General features: G+C 42.6%; 18 protein-coding genes. 8 read left to right on the top strand and 10 right to left on the bottom strand.

Translation table 11 applies throughout. The annotated features are described in order from the left end of the window. Positions 1-68: 68 nt before the first annotated feature. The 4 genes from G457_RS22735 to G457_RS0104920 all read left to right on the top strand — a co-directional run bounded on the left by G457_RS22735 (position 69) and on the right by G457_RS0104920 (position 3,110). The gene (locus tag G457_RS22735) at positions 69-284 is read left to right on the top strand and encodes a hypothetical protein (protein ID WP_155847085.1); all 216 of its coding nucleotides are present in this window, start codon (positions 69-71) and stop codon (positions 282-284) included. 132 nt (positions 285-416) lie between these two features. Continuing rightward, complete coding sequence (locus tag G457_RS21065) at positions 417-977, top strand: hypothetical protein (protein ID WP_051260709.1); 561 nt, start codon at positions 417-419, stop codon at positions 975-977. A gap of 83 nt (positions 978-1,060) precedes the next feature. After that, the gene (locus G457_RS0104925) at positions 1,061-2,230 is read left to right on the top strand and encodes a serine hydrolase domain-containing protein (protein ID WP_155847084.1); all 1,170 of its coding nucleotides are present in this window, start codon (positions 1,061-1,063) and stop codon (positions 2,228-2,230) included. Between the two features lie 16 nt (positions 2,231-2,246). Then, complete coding sequence (locus tag G457_RS0104920; protein ID WP_035483145.1) at positions 2,247-3,110, top strand: SDR family oxidoreductase; 864 nt, start codon at positions 2,247-2,249, stop codon at positions 3,108-3,110. A gap of 144 nt (positions 3,111-3,254) precedes the next feature. Here the strand turns inward: G457_RS0104920 and G457_RS0104915 are convergent, their stop codons facing one another. From G457_RS0104915 to G457_RS0104900, 3 genes are all read right to left on the bottom strand, one after another. Next, positions 3,255-4,295, bottom strand: a complete 1,041-nt coding sequence (locus G457_RS0104915) for an aspartyl protease family protein (protein WP_026945468.1) — start codon at positions 4,293-4,295, stop codon at positions 3,255-3,257. Continuing rightward, a complete protein-coding gene (locus G457_RS0104910; RefSeq protein WP_026945467.1) occupies positions 4,292-4,975 on the bottom strand; it encodes a DUF2306 domain-containing protein in 684 nt (227 codons plus the stop codon). The genes G457_RS0104915 and G457_RS0104910 overlap by 4 nt, the downstream gene beginning before the upstream one ends. 118 nt (positions 4,976-5,093) lie before the next feature. After that, a complete protein-coding gene (locus G457_RS0104900; protein WP_026945466.1) occupies positions 5,094-5,969 on the bottom strand; it encodes a LytR/AlgR family response regulator transcription factor in 876 nt (291 codons plus the stop codon). 160 nt (positions 5,970-6,129) lie between these two features. Here G457_RS0104900 and G457_RS0104895 point away from each other — a divergent pair, with 160 nt between their 5' ends. Then, positions 6,130-9,273: a PKD domain-containing protein gene (locus tag G457_RS0104895; protein ID WP_026945465.1), complete on the top strand. Its 3,144-nt coding sequence runs from the start codon at positions 6,130-6,132 to the stop codon at positions 9,271-9,273. A gap of 309 nt (positions 9,274-9,582) precedes the next feature. Here G457_RS0104895 and G457_RS0104890 read toward each other — a convergent pair whose 3' ends face one another. Further along, positions 9,583-10,131, bottom strand: a complete 549-nt coding sequence (locus tag G457_RS0104890; protein WP_024281464.1) for an outer membrane beta-barrel protein — start codon at positions 10,129-10,131, stop codon at positions 9,583-9,585. A gap of 86 nt (positions 10,132-10,217) precedes the next feature. Here G457_RS0104890 and G457_RS0104885 point away from each other — a divergent pair, with 86 nt between their 5' ends. The 3 genes from G457_RS0104885 (at position 10,218) to G457_RS0104875 (ending at position 13,254) form a co-directional block, all read left to right on the top strand. Then, the gene (locus tag G457_RS0104885; protein WP_035483143.1) at positions 10,218-10,778 is read left to right on the top strand and encodes a Crp/Fnr family transcriptional regulator; all 561 of its coding nucleotides are present in this window, start codon (positions 10,218-10,220) and stop codon (positions 10,776-10,778) included. Positions 10,779-10,855: 77 nt separating this feature from the next. After that, positions 10,856-12,151 carry a parallel beta-helix domain-containing protein gene (locus G457_RS0104880; protein WP_026945463.1) on the top strand — a complete coding sequence of 432 codons (1,296 nt, stop codon included), beginning with the start codon at positions 10,856-10,858 and terminating at the stop codon, positions 12,149-12,151. Continuing rightward, on the top strand, positions 12,151-13,254 hold the full coding sequence (locus tag G457_RS0104875) for an SO2930 family diheme c-type cytochrome (protein WP_026945462.1): 1,104 nt from the start codon (positions 12,151-12,153) through the stop codon (positions 13,252-13,254). Before G457_RS0104880 ends, G457_RS0104875 begins: the two co-directional genes overlap by 1 nt. Before the next feature lies 1 nt (position 13,255). Here the strand turns inward: G457_RS0104875 and G457_RS0104870 are convergent, their stop codons facing one another. From G457_RS0104870 to G457_RS0104845, 6 genes are all read right to left on the bottom strand, one after another. Next, the gene (locus G457_RS0104870; protein ID WP_026945461.1) at positions 13,256-14,329 is read right to left on the bottom strand and encodes an alanine racemase; all 1,074 of its coding nucleotides are present in this window, start codon (positions 14,327-14,329) and stop codon (positions 13,256-13,258) included. A 1-nt stretch (position 14,330) separates the two neighbouring features. Further along, complete coding sequence (locus tag G457_RS0104865; RefSeq protein WP_026945460.1) at positions 14,331-14,771, bottom strand: GNAT family N-acetyltransferase; 441 nt, start codon at positions 14,769-14,771, stop codon at positions 14,331-14,333. Next, positions 14,758-16,209, bottom strand: coding sequence for a sodium:solute symporter family protein (locus G457_RS21060; protein ID WP_051260708.1), 1,452 nt, complete (start codon positions 16,207-16,209; stop codon positions 14,758-14,760). The genes G457_RS0104865 and G457_RS21060 overlap by 14 nt, the downstream gene beginning before the upstream one ends. A 338-nt stretch (positions 16,210-16,547) precedes the next feature. Next, positions 16,548-17,297, bottom strand: a complete 750-nt coding sequence (locus G457_RS0104855; protein ID WP_026945459.1) for a succinate dehydrogenase/fumarate reductase iron-sulfur subunit — start codon at positions 17,295-17,297, stop codon at positions 16,548-16,550. Positions 17,298-17,315: 18 nt separating this feature from the next. Continuing rightward, a complete protein-coding gene (locus G457_RS0104850) occupies positions 17,316-19,250 on the bottom strand; it encodes a fumarate reductase/succinate dehydrogenase flavoprotein subunit (protein WP_026945458.1) in 1,935 nt (644 codons plus the stop codon). Positions 19,251-19,279: 29 nt separating this feature from the next. Beyond that, positions 19,280-19,963 carry a succinate dehydrogenase cytochrome b subunit gene (locus G457_RS0104845; RefSeq protein ID WP_026945457.1) on the bottom strand — a complete coding sequence of 228 codons (684 nt, stop codon included), beginning with the start codon at positions 19,961-19,963 and terminating at the stop codon, positions 19,280-19,282. Positions 19,964-20,272 lie beyond the last annotated feature (309 nt).

The raw sequence follows: 20,272 nt of genomic DNA, 5'->3' as shown, positions 1-20,272 counted from the left end.
GACGACTGGCGGCTATCTGCAGCCCAACTTTGTCCCAGTCATTTATCAAAAACCTAACTCGTAAAAAAATGAAAAATAAAGCAATTACCCTAGGGACAGGAATTGGTGTCGCCATCGGGACACTAATCGGAGTAGCCATAGGCACAGCCATCGGAATCATCGCACTTGCATTATTGAAAGTAGACTTTGACAATCAAATCACCTTCTGGATCAGTACAGGAATGGCCATAGGCGGAGGAATCAGTCTGGTCAACTTCATGCTCAAATCCTTAAAAGAAGAATAATCCAGGGGCAAAAGTGCGGGATTTCATCAAAACGTCCCAAATCATAATTCAAGACGACTGGCCTTGCCCTACAGCCCAAATTTGTCCTATCAATTTGAAACAAACACAAGTAAATCTTAAACAACACAAAAAATGAAAAAGCTAATCTTTATCTTCTTCGTCAGCCTAATTACAACTCTGAATATTCAGGCTCAAACCGAAAATCCACTACGCAAAGGCTTCACTGCCGGCGTCTCTTTAAATGGAAGCGTACTGCATTTCACTGAAGGCATGAGTGAGGATCCAACACAAGGCGGCATCTCCCTTCCCAACTTGAAAATGGGTTGGTTTGTATCTCCACGAACAGCCATCTATGTCAATACCGTCGGACAAATCTATGAATCCGAAGGAGTCGACAGGAGCTTTGAAGGCATTATCCCATCCATTCAATATTGGGCTACTGACAAGTGGTGGATCAGTGGTGGCTACGGTGCGTCCTTGGATATGCGAGCACTTTACGAATCTGAAGCTGACTCCAAAAAAAGTGAGTGGGGGAAGGGTGTTTTGATCTCCACAGGTTATGAAGTACTGCAGCGTAAAAAGTGGGCCTTAGACATCCAAAGCCGTCTCTACATGGGCCGTGTAACTCGAAGTGAGGGTGAAAATCTAGACGCGACCAATTTCTCCGTAGGAGTGGGTATTACGCTATTTTAAAAGCCGAACCACCCAAATCAAAAGGGGAAAGTTCTGAGTTCTTCAGCCGCTTTCCCTTCTGAGTTTCTCCAACTTTGTTCACCATGAAAACCCGAACTCTTTATATCTTCCTTATAGCCATGTCCTTCTTCCAATTCCTCTTTGCACAAGACATACTCAAAACGGAGAAAAAACTAGATAGCCTTTTCCAAAAAACAGCTGGAAAACAGATGATTCAAAATGCACTCTTCAGAGTAGATTCCAAAGCCTTGGATTTTCAAAAAAGCTGGGCTTATGGGCAATTCAAGAACGGAAAAAAAGTAGAAACTAACAGTCCTTTTCATACTGCCAGCTTGGGTAAAACCTTTACAGCAGTGATCATTGCCCAGCTGGTAGAAGAAGGAAAACTGGACTATGATTTACCCATGTTTCAATTCTTGCCGGACTCAATCACTAATGGCTTGCACGTCTGGGAAGGAAAAGATTGGACTCAGGAGATTACTATCGGGCATCTTTTGCAGCACCGGTCCGGACTTTCGGATTACTTCGAAGATCAGCCTAAAACAGGAAACAACATGTTAGAAGTCGCTTTCGAAAAACCGGATAAGTTTTGGACTCCCCAAGAAATGTTGGACTTCTACAAAGCTGGGTTTCAAGCGCGTTTCGCCCCAGGAACAGATTACCACTACACGGACACAGAATATCTCCTGCTCGGACTAATCATCGAAGCATTGGAGCGAAAGCCCCTTCATGAGGTATTTCAGGAACGGATCTTTTGGCCTCTTGGAATGATACACACTTCTATGCATTTACGGTCGCAGCCTTTGGAAGAGTCGGCTACTCATATGACGGAGGTTTACTTCGGAAAAGCGGAAGTCTCAAGCATGAAAAGCCTCTCCAGCGATTGGGCAGGAGGTGGTCTCCGAAGCACAACAGAAGACATCTCCATCTTTATGAAAGCTCTTTTTGAGGGTGAATTGGTCGATACAAAGAGTTTGGAAGGCATGCAAAACTGGACTCCAGCCAGCAAAGGCACCTATTACGGCTACGGCTTAATGCAATGGAGAATCAGAGAGTTATTCCCGCTTTTACCCAATTTGACCCTTATCGGGCATCATGGCTTCACTGGAGCCTTCATGTACTATTGCCCTGAACTTGACACCTATCTCAGCGGCACTTTCAATCAATCTGAATTCCAAAAAGGATCTGTCGAGTTTTTGATCAAGGTATTAATGGAGCTAAAAAAAACAAAAACTGATTCTCAAACACCCTAATCTAAACCACACTATTATGCAAGGAAAAATAATACTGGCTGGAGCCACCGGTTATTTGGGAAGCTTTATTGCCCAAGAGCTCAAAGACCATGGCCATGACTTTTTGGCTTTCGGACGAAGCGAAGAAAAGCTCAAAAAAATAGGCTTAACTGAAAAGGAATTCCAGGTCCTAGATGTCACAAAGTTGGCTACCTTTCCAAAAATAGAAGAACCGATAGACACCGTAATTTCCACCGTGGGGATTACTCGCCAAAAAGACGGTTTGAGCTACATGGACGTGGATTATGGCGCCAATCTGAACCTTTTAGAGTTTGCCATGCGTCATCGGGCCAGGAAATTTATCTACGTATCAGTCCTAAACGGTGAGCAAATGCGGCATCTAAAAATTACCGCCGCCAAGGAGCGCTTTGTAGATGCTCTGAAAGACTCTGGCTTGGAGTATAGTATCATAAGACCTAATGGCTTCTTCTCTGATATGAAAGACTTCTTGGCCATGGCCAAGTCAGGTAGGATTTATCTTTTTGGAGATGGAGAGTACAAGCTGAACCCCATCCATGGATTAGACTTGGCACGAGTGGTCATAGATAGCATTACTTCTCCTCAAGAGGAGGTAGAAGCCGGAGGTCCTGACATTTTTACTCAAAATGAAATAGGCCATTTGGCTCTTGAAGCCATGGGAAAGGAAGGGAAGGTCGTTCATTTACCCGATTTTCTCCGAAAAGCAGCACTTGGCATGATGCGGACCTTTACAAGTTCAAAGACCTATGGACCAATTGAGTTCTTTCTGAGTATGATGGCTCAGGACAATGTAGCTCCCCGCCATGGCGTGCATCGCTTGGATGCATTCTTTCGGGAGGAAGGAGATAAAACCCTAGAATAAAGTCTCTAAAATCAAGGATATGGCGAATATTTCTCAGGACTCAATCCGAATTATTGACCCATCCTCTAGTTCCAATTCGAAAACTCCCTGAGCTAAAAAATCGCGAATCCCCAATACATAATCACAATGACTTGGAAACACCTCTCATGCTTTCTTCCCATTTATACTTCTAATTTTTTGCCCAAGCTTCAAAGGCAGTTTGGGAGTGGTTCGGTCGACTACCCACAGTCCATCCGAACCGATTCCTGGTATGAAATCTAACCCTTCGGGTATATGGACTTGCTCTCGTCGCAAGAGGGTAACTTCCTTCTTTTGGTAATCCATTAGGATCTCAAAATGCTTCAAAAAGTCTGTTCCAATCAACCCCTTACCCAAACTCGAAAACTCCACAGGGATGCTTTGCTCGAAACCTCCGAAATTGATTCTCACCTTTTTGACAAGGATGGAATCTTGGCTCGATCCAAAAATCCCGGTGGTCGATTGGTCCAAAATTACTTTTTCCACTTCCCCTGGAATCTGATCGGCTAGGGAGAGAGGCAGGACGATCCCCCCATTGTAGCCCAAATCGAAAATCAAACCGCTAACAGTCTGCTCTCCGACTACCATACTAACTTCTGGAATTCCAGTGAGCTTTTCATGGTCAAAGGGAATGCGATACTGAGCCTCCATTCTGTCGGGCTGGAATGCCGAATCAGAGAAAGAAAGCATTTGATTCTGAAAATCAACCTTCCAATGGGCCAAGCGAATCAAATTTGACCCTACCAAGCCATGGGGAGCAAGACAAGGACTGCTAGAAGATTCATCATAGTCAAGCTTTCCCGCTGAGAGATTTCTGAAAGGAATCTGACCTAGCATCCATTCCTCTACTCGGGTGATTTCCAATTCCCGGGAAACCCCCGCAGCCGTTGAATTGTCTCGGGTGGCAAGTGTGGGCATTGCCAAGCTTTCGGCTAAGTCTTTCTCTACTTTGCAGTCAAAGGCTCCCGTATCAAAGATAAACTCACGCTCGGCCTCACTTCCGTTGAGTTTAGCTTGCACGACAATAAGTCCTTTTCTCAGTTCAAATGGGATTTCCTCCAGGTAATTGCTTGCTCCTACCTCCCCGTTTTTGAGTAGACGAACTTGCGTCAGGTAATCACAGCTGCACAGGATCAATATTAAAAAGCACCACACTAGATTTTTCATTGTACTTGTTTTGTTTTTTTTCCGAAAGAATGATTGATTTTTTGTTGCCAATAAATGAGTAAAGGAATACCAATGAGGCTCGGCAGAGCAAAGGCAAGAAAGGGATCCATGTAGCCATACCTACTCACAGTAGTGGAAATGAAAGCGGTCAAGGTAGCAATATATCCCCCCATCATATTTCCGATATGGGATAGGTACCAATGCCAGGGTTTTTGAGGTTTGAAAATGAAGGATGACAAATTAGTATAGCTAATAGCTAAGCCTCCAAGCCCAAAACCAATGGACAAGAGTGCTCCGCCCGTGAAGAAGCCGTTTTTGAATACATAGAAAATACCCAAGCCCAGAAAAAGAAAGTTTGCCAAGGCATTGATGCTTCCTGCTATCCAATCTATCTTTTTAGGTTTTTGACCTCGGTGAAGTTGCTTTAGCTTGAGTGCTCTCACACCCGCAAAGACCGAATAGTAACTTAGGAAAGCGATCAAAAAAAGGAAGCGATTATCACGCTCGACAGCTACCCAAACCCCAGAGACAAATACACCTGTCATAGCGATAAAATAAATCTTCCCTGATACGCGGTGTAGCTTTCCTCCTTTGGAAGCAAGAATAGCGAGCAGCCCCGAAGTCAAGGCAGAAAACCCAAATAGGATATGTAATCCAAGAACGATGCTTTGCAAGTTCATCCCGTTTTCATTTTGATTGAACAGGGGCAAAGATGCTGACAAAAAGAGCTCCAAGATCAATTCAGAAGCCTTTTGGGATGAATTGGAAGAGTTTGTGACGAAAGGGAAAGCGGCAAACCTAGGATTTAAAAAAAGCCAATAAGTCTTGGGACTTACTTCTAGATACAGGCACCCAATCCGGAAAGGACTCCAAGCGTATTTCGTAGTTTCGGGAGTTCCCACGTAGTTCTTTTATGCGGTGGCGATTGACCAAAAAGCGTTTGTGAGCATGAAAAAAATCTTCTGCAGGAAGTCGATCCACATAAGTCTTTAAGGTATTTCGGATAAGTGTTTTTCGAAGCTCTCCCTCCTTAGAAAGATGGAAAACTTCCAAATAGTTGCCTTCACTCTGAAAGAGAATTATCTCCTCAGCGGGAAGCTTGGCCAAAGGTTTTCCATTTTCATTTTCCAAAACGATCAAATGATTTGACGCAGGAAAGGTCTGGTCCTTTTTAGCTTCACTACTTTCCTTTGGAAAATGTGCAGCCAGGGATTTGATTTTTTTAAGTTGCTTCCGCTGCTCCAGATATTGCTCTGTCAGTACTAAAATGACTACAGGTAAAAAGCTGGCCAAAAGGGTTTTCAATACTACATCTTTGAAAACATCAACTATCGGCTGATCCGAAAACCCAAGACTGACAAATGCAATAAAAACCGACAAGCAAATGAGCAGAAGCACGGTCAAAATCAGCAGAATTTCCTTCCCCAAAGTCCATTTTTCATCTAAGTATTCCTGACTGACTACTACCCTCAAGAGCGTCACAATTCCCCAAATAGAGAAAGCAGCAACAGCCGCAATGGAAGCGGCAAAGCCCCAACGCCAGCTATCTTCCATTTCACCCAGACCGAAAGGCGCGTAAATTCCCAATATCAGAAAAGTCACCAATCCGGGGATCAGCACGCTTTTCCAGTCAAAAATAAAGGGATGAGGCTTAGACCAGAACTTTAGATTCATGATACAACTATAAGAAATTATGCTTTCTCTTCCGTTTTCATATTCCAGTCAATTGGTGTTTTTACCAGAGCTTTAAAAAAGACCTTGTAACGGATTTTACTAAGTCTTCGTAACTTCTTTAAGCAAAAGCCTTTAATTGCAAGTTATTCAGAAGCCCTCAATGCTCAGATCAGCTTTCATTTTAATTTTCTACTGGGTAAGTCTATCCATTTTTCAATTATCAAGTGTAATCGCACAAGTCCTGCCTGACACCAAAGAAGTCAATCATTATTATGTAGGGTTCATGGACAATCTCCAGCAAGGCCCACCGGTGGTCCCTACTCTGGTCATCACAGGTCTGGAGGATCAAGTCGAGGGAAGGATAGAATATGATGGAAACGCTGTCCCTTTCGCTTTGGCACTTGGTGAAGAATATATATTTGAAAGCAACGCCAGTCTGATCGTCCAAACAAATCGAGTAGTTGAAAATAAGGGCTTTCATATTTATTCTGAAGGAGAAATATCAGTTTACGCTATCAATATGAAGCCTGATTCATTTGATGGCACCTTGGTTTTACCTTTGGATCAATTGGGCTCTACCTACTTTGCCGCCTCCCATTTTGAAAATCAAACCAAGGGAACCAGGCTATCTGAAAGGCAATTCAATAATGAAAGCCAGATTCTCATCGTAGGGACTAAGGACAATACTGATATTCGAATTGTCCCAAGTTCTCCCATAGGAAATTCTCTGAATCCATTTACAATCACACTCAATCAAGGAGAGACTTACCAGATGAAATCAAAGGCAGATTTGACAGGCACAGAGATTTCAGTCATTAATTCCGCCGAAGAATGTGCTCGAATTGCCGTTTTTTCCGGAAACAAATTTGCCGACATAGGAGATCCGGAATGCGGTCCCTTTTCCACATCTCACATTTTTAATCAAAATGAACCTGTTTCGGCCTGGGGCACCAATTATTTTCACATCCCGCTAAAAGATCGGGCTTTGGGTGAATTGGTGAAATTCATCGCGGCCTTTGACGACACGGAAATCTACAGCGGGGCTAATTTGATGGGGACCATCAATGCAGGTGAGTTTCTGGAACTGGATATCCAAAACAATCTTGCCCTGCAATACACCTCCAATAAACCTGTTGGTGTGTTTGGCTTCGGAAAATCATACTCTTGCGAAATTCTGGACGAAAACTCGGTGCTTTCACCAGCCAATGTGAATAATTATGGTAACCCCCAAATGGTCAATTACTCCCCATTTGAAACCACCAAGACACAGATTACCGTCAATTTCCATCGAGTTTTTTCCACACTTTTCCACTATGCCCAGCTAGTTACTCGCACGGAAAATGTCCCACAAATGGAAATTGATGGAGAGTCCGTTGCTGATGAGTTTCAACCCTTTGTCAATAATGCTGATTTTTCATATGCTCAAGTTATCCTTTCTCCAGGCTTGCATACGCTAAGTAATCCATCAGGCTTTTCCGGGTATTTTTATGCTGTTGGGCCTTCACAGTCTTATGCAGTTGACTTTGGGAAAGACTTTGAAAACGAGCAATACGAAATTCTTTCAAGTTTTGATGAACTGACAACGGGCTCGCCTCGATTAGCCTGTATCGATCAGGAAGGAACCTGGTTGGTTAATATTTCCGATCCTTCCTATACTTTTTTCACTTGGGACTTTGGAGATGATTCAGCTATCAAAACAGGCAAGGAAGTGACTCATACTTACCTGGAACCTGGAATTTATAAGGTCAAAGTTCTTGCTTCGATAGATGCGAGTGGATGCGAAGAAACTGAATTGCACGAGTTTGAGGTAGAAGTCCAGGAATTAGGTGGTGAACTCACAGGCCCACTTACCTCTTGTCCTGAAGTGGAAGAATTGACTTACTTTTTTAGAGGTGAAGGTGAAATAGAAGAAGTCCTCTGGAATGCGGTAGGTGGAGAAGTGATCTCACAAACCAATGAGCAGGCGATCATCCGATGGGGAGTAGCTAATTCTGAGGCTTTGGTGCAAGCTACTCCGGTTGGAACTAATGGATGTCCAGGAGAAACAGTGGAGCTGGCGGTGGTCATCAAGCAGGAACTTGAGCCAGAGGCACCTATTGGCTTGGATTTTATTTGTGATTTGAATCTGGAATATACCTACAACGTAGCCCAGACCGTTCCCAATCGGAACTATGAATGGGAGATCAGTGGAGGTATTTTTATTGGTGGCAATACTGGACCTGAAGTTTTGGTCAGATGGGATGAAAACGAAAGTCAAGGAGTTTTGAGCTACAGAGAATCCAGCACTTTAGATGAGTTTTGTGAGGGCATATCTCCAGAATTAACAGTTGCACTGAATACTGGCTTTGAAGCAAAACTATTGAGTTTATCAGATGTGACCTGCTTTGGATCGGGAGATGGGTCGATCAATCTGGAGGTGGAAGGTGGTATTCCTCCCTATACCTTCCGCTGGTCTCATGATCAAAACCTTAACGCTGCTTCAGCTTCAAATTTGGCCCCTGGTAGCTATTCGGTTATTATTCAAGATAGCCAAGGATGCGAAATATCCCTTGAGAACCTAGAAATCAGCGAACCCGCCTCCTTGAAAGCATCTATTTTGAGGCAAGAAAACCCTTCCTGTTTTGGAAATACAGACGGAAGTTTATCCTTTGAGATACAGGGAGGCACCCCACCCTATCGACTCTCAGACCCACTTATACCCGTCGATCAAAATCAGGTCACTTTAGAAAATTTGGGAGGTGGAACATTTACTTTACTCATTATTGATTCCAATGATTGCGAGACAGAACTCAATGTGACTTTAAGCGAACCAGCGCCTTTAGAAGTTGCACTTACAGTGATAAAAAATCCCTGTCCAGAGGAATCCAATGGGGAATTGATCGCTGAGTTGATAGGAGGCACCGCACCTTATACTTACGAATGGAGCGATGGAAACACCGGTCAATTGAATCAAAATCTTGAAGCAGGAATTTATGAAGTGGAAGTAAGGGATGCATCAGGCTGCATCGGTATCGGAAGTATAAGGTTGGAAGAGACAGCTCCTAGTCTACGGCTCCCTACGGGTTTCGATCCTGATCAAGGAGCCTTCGGCCCAATTTCAAATTGTGGAGAACTGAACTACAGTCTCTCAATCTTCAATCGATGGGGTCAGTTGATCTACTCAGGGATCTCAGCATGGGATGGAAGCCTTGATGGGAAAAATAGTCCCCCGGGAACCTACTCCTATCGGATTGATTATGAATTTGTATTAAACGATCAAATAGTCAGGGAGTCTCAAAGCGGATCAGTAATTAAAATTAAATAGCTCAATTTTAAATCAAGTGAAACACTTTACAGCTGATTCTAATAGCCTAAAAATGATATACGGTTGATATGCTGGTCTAAAACAATTCTTTTACTAGGTCCAAAACACTCCCGAATTCGCATCAGTTCCCACTCTATCACACATGGAAAAGTGACCTACCTTCTTTAATCAAACATTTAACTAAACCCTAACCGAATTTGACAGGTGATACTTTGTGGTAAAAAGCATTAAGAGAAAATCCTGACGAAGCAAAAAACAAACCCAGCTTTTGGCTGGGTCCCTAATGCTTAAGATTTGTAAGACTTGAACTTAAAAATCAAACCCAGCCGATATTTTCAACACTCTGTTTTTCACATCAGTATTGAAATAATTTAAGCTACTCAAGCCCAAATCATAGCTCAACTGTAAATTGATTCCTCCGGGAATATACCCACCTATACCTACTACAGCACCTAAGTCATACCCTCTTATCGGCTCGGTACTAGTTTGGACATTTCCGGGCTCCTCATAATTTCTAGATGCCAAAACACTCAACTGTGGTCCTCCAAAGACATTGATGGCAGGAAGAAAATTAAGTCGGAAAAGAATAGGAACATCTACATAATTCAAGGTCTCTGTAATTACGTTTCCATTTGTCGGATTATTGGTTTCATAGCCTTTTTGCCCAAATTGAATCCCAGGTTCCACCTCCAACAGACTTGTGCCAAATCGATAGTAGCCCCCCACGTGAAAGCCAACATTGGCATTAAAATTCGTGTCGGAGAAATTAGCCGAAGACAATCCTGCACGAACTCCGAACTGAGCTTTCGCAGAAAATACCAATCCCAATAGGAAGAAAACAGTCAAAATCTTTCTCATATCTGCTTTATGTTTTAAATTCCCGATAAAACTACTAGATCAATCCCGGAAGTGGACAGTTTATTGGATATTTTTTCTCCTCAACTATGACAAAACCTACCCTGTTTGAAAACATCACTGAAGTCAGTGAGGATGTAAGAAACTTCTTTATCAGCAAGCTGGAAGAAATACAGGCTGAAAAAGGCTATAAGCTTGAGACAGCAGGGGAAGTGAGCAAATACCTATACTATATCGCAGAAGGCTCAGCTAGGAGTTTTTACATCAGAGAAAACCGCGACATCACGGTGTCATTTTCCCTAGAAGGTGAATTTGTCACGGCAATGCACTCCTTTATCACCCGAAGTCCTAGCTACGAAACGATCGAGACGCTGGAAAAGTCTTTGCTTTATCGAATTTCGTACAACGACTTACAGGAATGCTTCAAAAAATTCCCCGATCTCGAACGAGTATATCGGATGATTTTGGAGAAATATTACATCGCATTAGAAGAGCAGATGATTTTCTCCAAATTCAAATCTGCCCGAGAAAGGTATTTGGAATTAATGGAAAAAAAGCCCAAAATTATTCAAAGAGCATCCGTAGGACACATTGCTTCATTTCTAGACATGACGATCGAAACACTCAGTCGTGTCCGTGCCAAAATCTGACATTTTGACTTTTGTCAAGGCTAGTTTAGGTTGAAAAAAAGTAGTTTTGAAGCAACCCTAATGCGAAACCCAAAACTATGAAAGCCAAATACATCCCCTTTTTCAGCCTTTTTCTACTAGTCATCATTACATCTTGTAGCGAGACAAGCAATGAACAACTTTTTGATTCGAGCCTTCTCGAAAAACGTTCAGCAGAGGAAGTCGAAAAAGTGGTAGAGGATTTCATTCTTGCCGAAGACAGTACGACCATAGAAATTGGTGAAGGCTTTTTTGACCTCAAAACCCAACTGATTCTTGACAGCAAAGAGAATATCACGATTCAAGGTGCAGGAATGGAAAAAACTGTTCTTTCATTTCGAAATCTGAAAACCGGAGGAGAAGGAATGAAAATCGTGGGTAAAAATATCACGGTCAAAGACCTAACCATAGAAGATGCACCTGGGGATGGGATCAAAGCCCAACACACGGATGGTTTGACCCTCCGAAGAGTACATGCCACCTGGACTCATGGCGACAAGTCCAAAAATGGAACCTACGCACTCTATCCTGTACAGTGCAAAAATGTGGTCATTGATGAATGCATTGCTGCCCACTCGCGAGATGCGGGAATCTATGTAGGACAGTCTGAAAACATCATTGTAAAGAATTCCTTGGCCTATGGAAATGTGGCGGGAATTGAAATTGAAAATTGCGATAATGCTGAAGTCTTTGGAAATACCGCCCGGAATAATTCAGGAGGGATTCTGGTTTTCAACCTTCCGGGACTACCCAAATCTGATGGACGAGGCACCAAGATTTACAACAATAAAATCATTGACAATAACCACAAAAACTTCGCAACACCCATTGGGGAAGGGCCAAATGGTAATACGGTAACCATGATTCCTCCGGGTTCTGGAGTTGTTCTTCTTGCCGCCAAAGAAGTGGAAGTATTTGACAATGAAATTTTAAGGAATAAAACGGTTGGAGTAGCCATAGCCAGTTATCAGATTACAGGTTTCCCAACTGATGCTCCCAACTGGTCTCCATACACGCATGATATTTTCCTTCACGGAAACAGCTATGACAGAAGCGGTGGATTTCCGGACCTTAGTCGGGAATTGGGCCAATTAGTAAGTATTTATAATGCTCATGGGAAAGCAAAGACTCAAGATATTGTCTACGATGGCATCTTTGATAAAAGTAGAGGTAACTCCATTGCTCAAAACCCAATGAATATCTGTATTTCTGAACAAGGTTTGGAAAACCTTTATTTTACACAATTTGACCTCAGTGAAGGTGAAGAAAACATTAAAAGCTCAGCTGATGTTTCTCCTTTCTCAAATTGTCAGGTAAATGTGACCACAGACGTTTCATTTATATCAAGTAAGTAATGACTCGCTTTTCAAAGAAAAATATCGCTTCTTATTTATCCTTGTGCTTTTTGCTTGTCTTCTTTTTTTCTTGTCAGAAAGAATATCAAGTCGAGCAATCCATTGTCTTTGACCCACAAAAAGATCACGAGGAAGCAGATGGCATGTATCCCTATGATTGGCTTTCTACCTACGGTTTCTTTGAGGGAGATTTAAAAAGCTTAAATCCAAGCCAGGAGTTAATCGAATATGAACCTGCCTCTTCACTTTTCACCGATTATGCCCTAAAAAGCAGGTTTGTTTGGATGCCGGAAGACTCCAAGGCAGCTATCATAAATGACAAACTCACGCTTCCACTAGGGAGTGTTTTGATCAAAAATTTCTACTATCCTGAAGACTATTCTAAACCAGAAGGAAAACGGCGAATCATCGAAACTCGCTTAATGATTCATCAGGAAAAGGGCTGGGAAGCTTTTCCCTATATTTGGAATGACAGTCAAACTGATGCCAAACTCAAGGTAGTAGGCGGAGAAACGACGGTAAGTTTTGTAAATGAAAAAGGTGAAGATCAGGTCATCAATTACCTCATCCCAAACAAAAACCAGTGCAAGACTTGCCACAATGAAAACGAGAAGCTCGATCCTTTGGGAGTAGAAGTAAAACATCTCAATCACGAAAAGGACTTTGATGGCAGAAAGATCAATCAATTGGCCTATTGGACAGAAATCGGGAAGTTAGAGGGGTTTGAAGGCGTTGAAAATCACCCTAGCATGGTGGATTACAGCAACGAAAGCCTTCCCTTAGCTGACAGAGCCAAGGCCTACTTAGACATCAATTGTGCACATTGTCATCGGGAAGAAGGACCTGCTTCCACATCAGGCTTATTTTTAAGCTATGAGCAAACAGATCCTCTTAAACTAGGGATAAACAAAACGCCGGTAGCAGCGGGAAATGGCGCAGGTAGTCATCAATTCGATATTGTTCCTGGAAAAGCCGACGAATCCATCCTCGTTCACCGGATGAATAGCACAGCAGTAGGCGTAGCAATGCCAGAAATCGGAAGAACTAGCATCCACCAAGAAGGCGTGGAACTGATCCGTGCTTGGATCAATGAAATGAAGTGATTTAGTCAATCACTTTTTTGTCTACATAGTTGGAATTGAGGATACCCAAAGCACCCATATACTTCAGGTCAAAAGTCAGGACATCACCTACCTGATAGTTATTTGGATTCTCTCCCAAATTCATGATCAGCATATCCGAGGAAGCTCCTAATATCTCAATCGAATCATCGGCTGCCATCAGATATTTTGGGTCCACATCCAGTAGCCCGATATCTACAATTGCACGGAAGGAGGTTTTTCCATAGAGACTTTCATCTATTTCCACTACGTCACCTTGAGGATTCGCAGCGAGGTTCCCAACCGGAAGTAATGGCTTTTCCTGCATTTCGATAATTTCAACATGCAGTTCAAAAACATCTCCATGCATTCCTTCAATCACCTTTTCCTCAAAAAGATCCACTCCAAAATAGAGGGTCTCCCCAATTCGGAAATGATTGATTCCCTTTGGTAGCTGCTGTGTAAGCATCAATGGGATAGTCACAGAAGTACCTGCCGATACCCAAGGTATTTCTTTATTGAACTTCAATTCGATGATTTGCTTGTATAGTGCAAGTTGAATCAACTTATCCGTAGAAGGCATGACCCCATTTAGGCAATTGAGATTGGTCCCCAGTCCAATCACCTCAATATTCGGCAAATTGAAAACCTGAGAGTAAAAATCAAGCAACTGCTCTCCCATGACCCCTTCTCGGAGGTCACCGGTTTCTACCATAATGATAATTTTGTGCTTTTTATCCTGCCTCACAGCTTCATCACTAATCCAGTGAATGGTCTCCAATTCACTATTCAGGCTTACGTCCGCAAACTCCACCATTTTACCTACATTCCGCTTGGAAACAGGTTTGATGTATACCGTCTGTACATCAGGGTTGAGGCGTTTCACCATAGCAAGATTACTGATTCGGCTATCATGAATCTCATCCACTCCTAGGCTGATCAATTCCTGCAAGAAAAGTCTATTCCCACACATCAGCTTGGACACTACTCCCCAAGCCACGCCATTTTCATTGAATTTCTTTTTAAGAAACTCGAAATTGTCTTTAAGTTTTGTTCGATTTAATGTCAAATAAGCCATCTTATTTTTTCAATCTCATTTCCAAATACTTATTCGTAAAACCTAAACGCTCATAAAGTCTTTTGGCTGGATTATCCGGCTCAACGTGAAGGGCAATATCACCTTTGGCCAGTTTCATTGCTGAATCCATAATCTTAGCTCCGATACCTTTCCCCCTTTGGGCAGCATCTACGGCAATGTATACCAGGATATTCTCCGGGATGTAACCTGACATGCCTGTCTGATTCATGACGAGGGCTCCGACTATTTTTTGATTTTCACGAGCTACGACTACAAATCCTCCAGCATGCAGACTTTGGTCCAATGCATAATCGAGGCATTTCATCACATGCTCTTTAGGATCCCCATATTTCCCCAAATGCTCAACCAAAAAGTCGGCAATTTCATTCTTTTGAAGAAAGGTGGCATTATCTATTGCTGATAGGGTCTCAAGCTTTATCATATTCTTTATTTATTATTTCAGGATGAACATTAGTATCAATTTTATCTATCACTATAAAGGCGATCAAAGAGGCTGTCAAACCATAGAGGTTCGGGTCTAGCCCTAGTGGCATTTCTAGGTCCAAAAAGGTAAGGACGGCTGTAATAGAACCTCCTAGAATCATCGAAGTAACAGCAGCTTTCCAGTTACTTTTTCCAAAAAACAGGCCAGCTACAACGGGGACTAGCAGCCCCGAAACCATAAATGCATAAGAATATAACATTAAGCTGAGCACTTCGTTCATTTGCCAGGCCAAAAGAATAGCCACCACGCCAATTAAAAAGGTAATTAGCTGAGAAAGTCTCATCTCGGAGCGATGGGTTCGGGGCTTTTTAGAATTACCCAGCAAGTCAGTAGTCAGATTACCGGATGCAGCCATCAAACATGAATCCGCTGTTGACAATACTGCAGAAAAATAAGCCGACATCATCAGACCAAGGATGCCGGCAGGAAGAATTTGACTCAACAATACCGGTAATCCCATCTCGGGATCCATGGCGGTGGTAAAACCATCCAAAGCTCCTTGCTCCACTGCCACTCGCGCTAGTAAACCAAGGCTAACACCCATAAAGGCCATGATGGGCCATTCAAATAATCCAGCGATAAACCATGCCTTCTTGGCGGATTTCACATCTCTGGCAGCAAATATTCGCTGATAGAGAGTCATTCCCACAAACCAAATGGGAATAATCGTTATGGCCCAATTGAATAAATCCTGCCAAGTAAGATTCCCAAAGGAGAAAAACTCTGAAGGAACTGTTTCTTGAATGGATTGCCATCCTCCTACGTAGCGATAAGCCATTGGTATTCCAATAAACATTAATCCGAGCATGAGTATAATCCACTGAACCGTATCAGTGTAAATCACTGCCTTTAGGCCTCCCATTACGGTATAAACCACAGCAATAGCCCCCATAATCAGTAGAGCCGTGTGCAGGTCAAGTGTTTCAAAGGTTCCTGATGCTAATTTGGCACCTGCTAAAAGCTGAGAGGCGGTAAAGCCTAAATAGCCCAAAAAACATATGATGGCAGCCACCTTTGCTGTGGTGGAATTATATAAGTATCCGATAATTTGTGGAAAGGTGAAAAACTTGGCAAAAGCCGGATCGGATTTTACGCGCGGTATCAATAAAACTGCTGCAATCCAAGCTCCCAAAAGTCCAGTAAATAGCATCCAGGATCCGGATATCCCCATCATAAAGCCTAGACCTCCAAGACCAATTGAAAAACCTCCACCTACATCTGTAGCTACGACGGAGAGGCCGATATGCCAAGAACCAATACTTCTACCTCCTACATAATAATCTTCCTGCCCGGTATTCTTGCGCATAAAAAAAACGCCCACACCGAGCATAGCTAGCATGTAAACAACAAAGATCACCAGATCTATCCAATGCATTATGTAATTGGGTTTGTATCAAAGAATTTTAAAATATAATTTTTTAAAGTTAATGAAAAGGGCTCAAAAATGAAATAAAATTGGGTTTTTAGACTTATTTTGATATAATTATCCAATTTGAAATTAGAATAGTTAAAAATCTATTTTAAACCTTTCAAGTCTCCAGTACGAGAAAACCATATTTTTTCTACAGGCTACAATGTTATGATAACGATGTTTATCTCTCTCCAAATGGGGTAAAAACCGGCACCTTCAAAAACCAAATAGATCAAAAGCCCTAAATCGTATACAACAAAAAAAGCCGGATTTCTCCGGCTCTTTTTATGTAGTTATTTTTATTAAACGTTTTCGGTCGTAACAGCAGCAGTGAAGTACTCCCGATTCATCCGTGCAATGTTTGTCAGGGAAATACCCTTTGGACACTCAGCAGCACAAGCACCAGTATTGGTACAAGCACCAAATCCTTCTGCATCCATTTGAGCGATCATTTTTTCTGCTCTATCCTTTCGCTCGACTTGTCCTTGAGGAAGCATAGCAAGCTGAGAGATTTTAGCTGAAGTGAAAAGCATAGCCGAAGCATTTTTACATGCAGCTACACATGCCCCACAACCGATACAGGTTGCCGCATCAAATGCCTCATCCGCAATTTTCTTAGGAATCGGAATCTCATTGGCATCAGGAACACCACCTGTATTGACAGATACATAGCCACCTGCTTGGATAATTCTATCAAAAGCAGAGCGGTCTACCACCAAGTCTTTTACAACTGGGAAAGCCTTAGCTCTCCAAGGTTCAATCGTAATGGTCTCCCCATCACTAAAAGAACGCATGTGCAATTGGCAAGTAGTGGTTTGCTGAGGACCGTGAGGCTTTCCGTTGATATGCAAGGAACACATACCGCAGATTCCTTCTCTACAATCGTGATCAAAGTGAACGGGATCTTCTCCTTTTTCTGTAAGTTGTTCATTCAGCACATCCATCATTTCCAAAAAGGACATGTCTTTGGATATGCCATCTATAGGATAGGAAACAAAACCGCCTTTATCAGCATTGTTTTTTTGTCTCCATACTTTTAATGTCAATTTCATATGAATTTTGATCTTAAATTATTTGTACGAACGCTGAGTCAATTTCACATTTTCGAATTCAAGAGGCTCTTTATGAAGCTCTTCCTCTTGACCCTCTCCAAGGTATTTCCAAGCAGCGACGTAAGCAAAGTTTTCATCGTCTCTTAGCGCCTCTCCTTCTGGAGTCTGGTACTCCTCTCGGAAGTGACCACCGCAAGATTCTTCTCTGTTGAATGCATCATCGATCATCAACTCTCCCAATTCAAGGAAATCAGCTACTCGATGTGCTTTTTCCAAAGACTGGTTAAGTTCTTCGTTTTCTCCAAGGACTTTCACATCTTTCCAAAACTCCTCTCTCAAGGCTTTAATATCTGCTTTGGCCTGCTTAAGTCCTTCCGCAGTTCGAGCCATTCCGCACTCATTCCACATGATTTTACCAAGCTTTTTGTGGAAATAGTCAACTGTCCTACTTCCCTTGATGCTCAGTAGTTTTTGGATCCTGTCATTTACCTCTTGAATGGACTTATCAAACTCAGGATGATCAGCATTTACCGGACTTGGTCCAATCTGAGCTAAATAATCCCCAACAGTGTAGGGAATCACGAAGTAGCCATCTGCTAAGCCCTGCATCAAGGCAGACGCACCTAGTCGATTGGCTCCATGGTCAGAGAAGTTTGCCTCTCCTAATGCGTACAATCCAGGAATCGTAGTGCTGAGATTATAATCCACCCAAAGACCACCCATTGTGTAGTGCACAGCTGGATAAATCATCATCGGTACTTGATATGGATTCTCACCTGTGATCTGTTGATACATATCGAAGAGGTTTCCATATCTCGCGCGAATGGTATCCTCTCCGTCTCTTTTGATCGCATCTCGGAAATCCAAGAAAACTGCCTCTCCTGTTTCGTTTACTCCTCTACCTTCATCACATACATACTTGGCATTTCTGGAAGCCACGTCACGAGGTACTAGGTTACCAAATGAAGGATACTTCCGCTCTAGATAATAGTCTCGCTCGTTTTCGGGAATATCGTTTGCTTTGATCTGTCCTTTACGAAGCTTTTCAGCCATCTCTACAGTTGATGGCACCCATACTCTGCCATCATTTCTCAAAGACTCGGACATCAGAGTCAGCTTAGACTGATGATCTCCAGAGACAGGAATACAAGTAGGGTGAATTTGAGTGTAGCAAGGGTTAGCGAAGTAAGCACCACGCTTATGTGCTCTCCAAGCGGCTGTCACATTGGAGCCCATCGCATTGGTAGAGAGGAAAAACACGTTTCCGTACCCACCGGTACAAAGGAGAACTGCATGAGCAGCATGCTTTTCGATGGCTCCTGTGATGAGGTTTCTAGTGATAATACCTCTTGCATGTCCATCTATCTTTACCACGTCCATCATTTCGGTACGTGGGTAAAGCTTCACCTTACCATTAGCAACTTGACGGCTAAGTGCAGAATACGCACCAAGCAACAACTGCTGTCCGGTTTGGCCCCTAGCGTAGAATGTTCGGGATACCTGAGCTCCACCGAATGAGCGGTTTGCCAAAAGTCCACCATATTCTCTCGCGAAAGGAACACCTTGCGCTACACATTGGTCGATTATATTAACTGATACTTCCGCCAATCGGTAGACATTGCCTTCTCTTGCGCGGTAGTCACCTCCTTTGATGGTGTCATAAAAAAGACGGAAAACGGAATCTCCATCATTTTGGTAGTTTTTGGCTGCATTGATTCCACCCTGCGCTGCGATAGAGTGCGCACGTCGAGGGCTATCCTGGAAACAGAAAGCTTTGACATTGTATCCCAACTCTGCCAAGGAAGCGGCTGCTGAAGCGCCTGCCAATCCTGTCCCTACCACGATTACATCGTACTTTCGTTTGTTTGCCGGATTGACCAGCTTCATGTTGAATTTATGCTTAGTCCATTTTTCCGCTAACGGACCAGCTGGTATTTTGGAATCTAGTATCATCTATATTTGATTTATTTTCCTTTATCAGTTTATAAGCTCTGAATATACATTACGATCGGAATCAGCGCAAAAAGTGCTGGAATCAAGATCGAAAAACCTGTACCTATTTTTTGGATCAATGGTGAGTACTTAGCGTGGTTTAGCCCGAGGGTTTGGAAAGCACTGGCAAATCCATGTGAAAGGTGAAACGCAAGGAAGCCCATAGACACCACATAGACCACCACATACAGGATATTTGAAAACGCTTCAGAAACGATTTTAAACCCATCCTTGTAAATCATGCCTCCATATTCAGCGGTCGGCATCTCTCCAAATTTGAATTCATACCAAAAACCTCTCAAGTGAATGATCAAGAAAATCAGAATCACCGTACCCAAAATCCCCATATTTCGGGAAGACCAAGTACTGTTTGTGCTTGCTTTTGAAGTAGCATAGTTGACCGGTCGAGCACTTTTGTTTTGTCGACTAAGAACTGCCGCGTAAATGATATGGATCAAGATAAACGCGAAATTCCCAATGGAGACGACCCGGATGAAAGGGTTGTTGGCCATGGTCTCTGCATAAATGTTAAAGGATTCGCCATTGTCAGGAATGAGCAATTGTAGGTTTCCTGCCAAATGCACTACCAAAAACAAAATGAGAAATATTCCTGTCAAAGCCATTAGAAGCTTCCGACCCAAGGTGCTATTCAAGGTTTTTGTAACCCAACTCATAGATTTTTTCTTTGGTTAAAACGAACTTGTTTTTCTAAACTGGAGCCAAATTTACGCCCCGAACAGCTAGTAAACAATCCATTCGTCAAGCCCAATCTTATTTTAAAAGGTTCTAAATAATTTGTGCGATTTTAGAGTCTTTTACCCATAAAATCACATCGAAATAACCTACTGTTTGATTTTATTGTTTGATATTGAAAGGAATTTCTACTTTCTTCCGTTTATTTCGTAGAGAGTCTATATACAAACCATATTGCTCGGCAACCTTTGTCCGGCAAAAGGTGTTTTGATCAACAAAAGAGAACTTGA

It is taken from the genome of Algoriphagus marincola DSM 16067 (genome assembly GCF_000429405.1).
Taxonomy (GTDB): Bacteria; Bacteroidota; Bacteroidia; order Cytophagales; family Cyclobacteriaceae; genus Algoriphagus; species Algoriphagus marincola.
Note: the sequence above shows the minus strand (reverse complement) of the source record. Positions and strands in the feature narration are given on the sequence as shown.

Bases quoted from the DNA above. Each gene is read 5' to 3' on its own strand.
- G457_RS22735 (WP_155847085.1), top strand. From the start codon at position 69: ATGAAAAATAAAGCAATTACCCTAGGGACAGGAATTGGTGTCGCCATC.
- G457_RS21065 (WP_051260709.1), top strand. From the start codon at position 417: ATGAAAAAGCTAATCTTTATCTTCTTCGTCAGCCTAATTACAACTCTG.
- G457_RS0104925 (WP_155847084.1), top strand. From the start codon at position 1,061: ATGAAAACCCGAACTCTTTATATCTTCCTTATAGCCATGTCCTTCTTC.
- G457_RS0104920 (WP_035483145.1), top strand. From the start codon at position 2,247: ATGCAAGGAAAAATAATACTGGCTGGAGCCACCGGTTATTTGGGAAGC.
- G457_RS0104915 (WP_026945468.1), bottom strand. From the start codon at position 4,295: ATGAAAAATCTAGTGTGGTGCTTTTTAATATTGATCCTGTGCAGCTGT.
- G457_RS0104910 (WP_026945467.1), bottom strand. From the start codon at position 4,975: ATGAACTTGCAAAGCATCGTTCTTGGATTACATATCCTATTTGGGTTT.
- G457_RS0104900 (WP_026945466.1), bottom strand. From the start codon at position 5,969: ATGAATCTAAAGTTCTGGTCTAAGCCTCATCCCTTTATTTTTGACTGG.
- G457_RS0104895 (WP_026945465.1), top strand. From the start codon at position 6,130: ATGCTCAGATCAGCTTTCATTTTAATTTTCTACTGGGTAAGTCTATCC.
- G457_RS0104890 (WP_024281464.1), bottom strand. From the start codon at position 10,131: ATGAGAAAGATTTTGACTGTTTTCTTCCTATTGGGATTGGTATTTTCT.
- G457_RS0104885 (WP_035483143.1), top strand. From the start codon at position 10,218: ATGACAAAACCTACCCTGTTTGAAAACATCACTGAAGTCAGTGAGGAT.
- G457_RS0104880 (WP_026945463.1), top strand. From the start codon at position 10,856: ATGAAAGCCAAATACATCCCCTTTTTCAGCCTTTTTCTACTAGTCATC.
- G457_RS0104875 (WP_026945462.1), top strand. From the start codon at position 12,151: ATGACTCGCTTTTCAAAGAAAAATATCGCTTCTTATTTATCCTTGTGC.
- G457_RS0104870 (WP_026945461.1), bottom strand. From the start codon at position 14,329: ATGGCTTATTTGACATTAAATCGAACAAAACTTAAAGACAATTTCGAG.
- G457_RS0104865 (WP_026945460.1), bottom strand. From the start codon at position 14,771: ATGATAAAGCTTGAGACCCTATCAGCAATAGATAATGCCACCTTTCTT.
- G457_RS21060 (WP_051260708.1), bottom strand. From the start codon at position 16,209: ATGCATTGGATAGATCTGGTGATCTTTGTTGTTTACATGCTAGCTATG.
- G457_RS0104855 (WP_026945459.1), bottom strand. From the start codon at position 17,297: ATGAAATTGACATTAAAAGTATGGAGACAAAAAAACAATGCTGATAAA.
- G457_RS0104850 (WP_026945458.1), bottom strand. From the start codon at position 19,250: ATGATACTAGATTCCAAAATACCAGCTGGTCCGTTAGCGGAAAAATGG.
- G457_RS0104845 (WP_026945457.1), bottom strand. From the start codon at position 19,963: ATGAGTTGGGTTACAAAAACCTTGAATAGCACCTTGGGTCGGAAGCTT.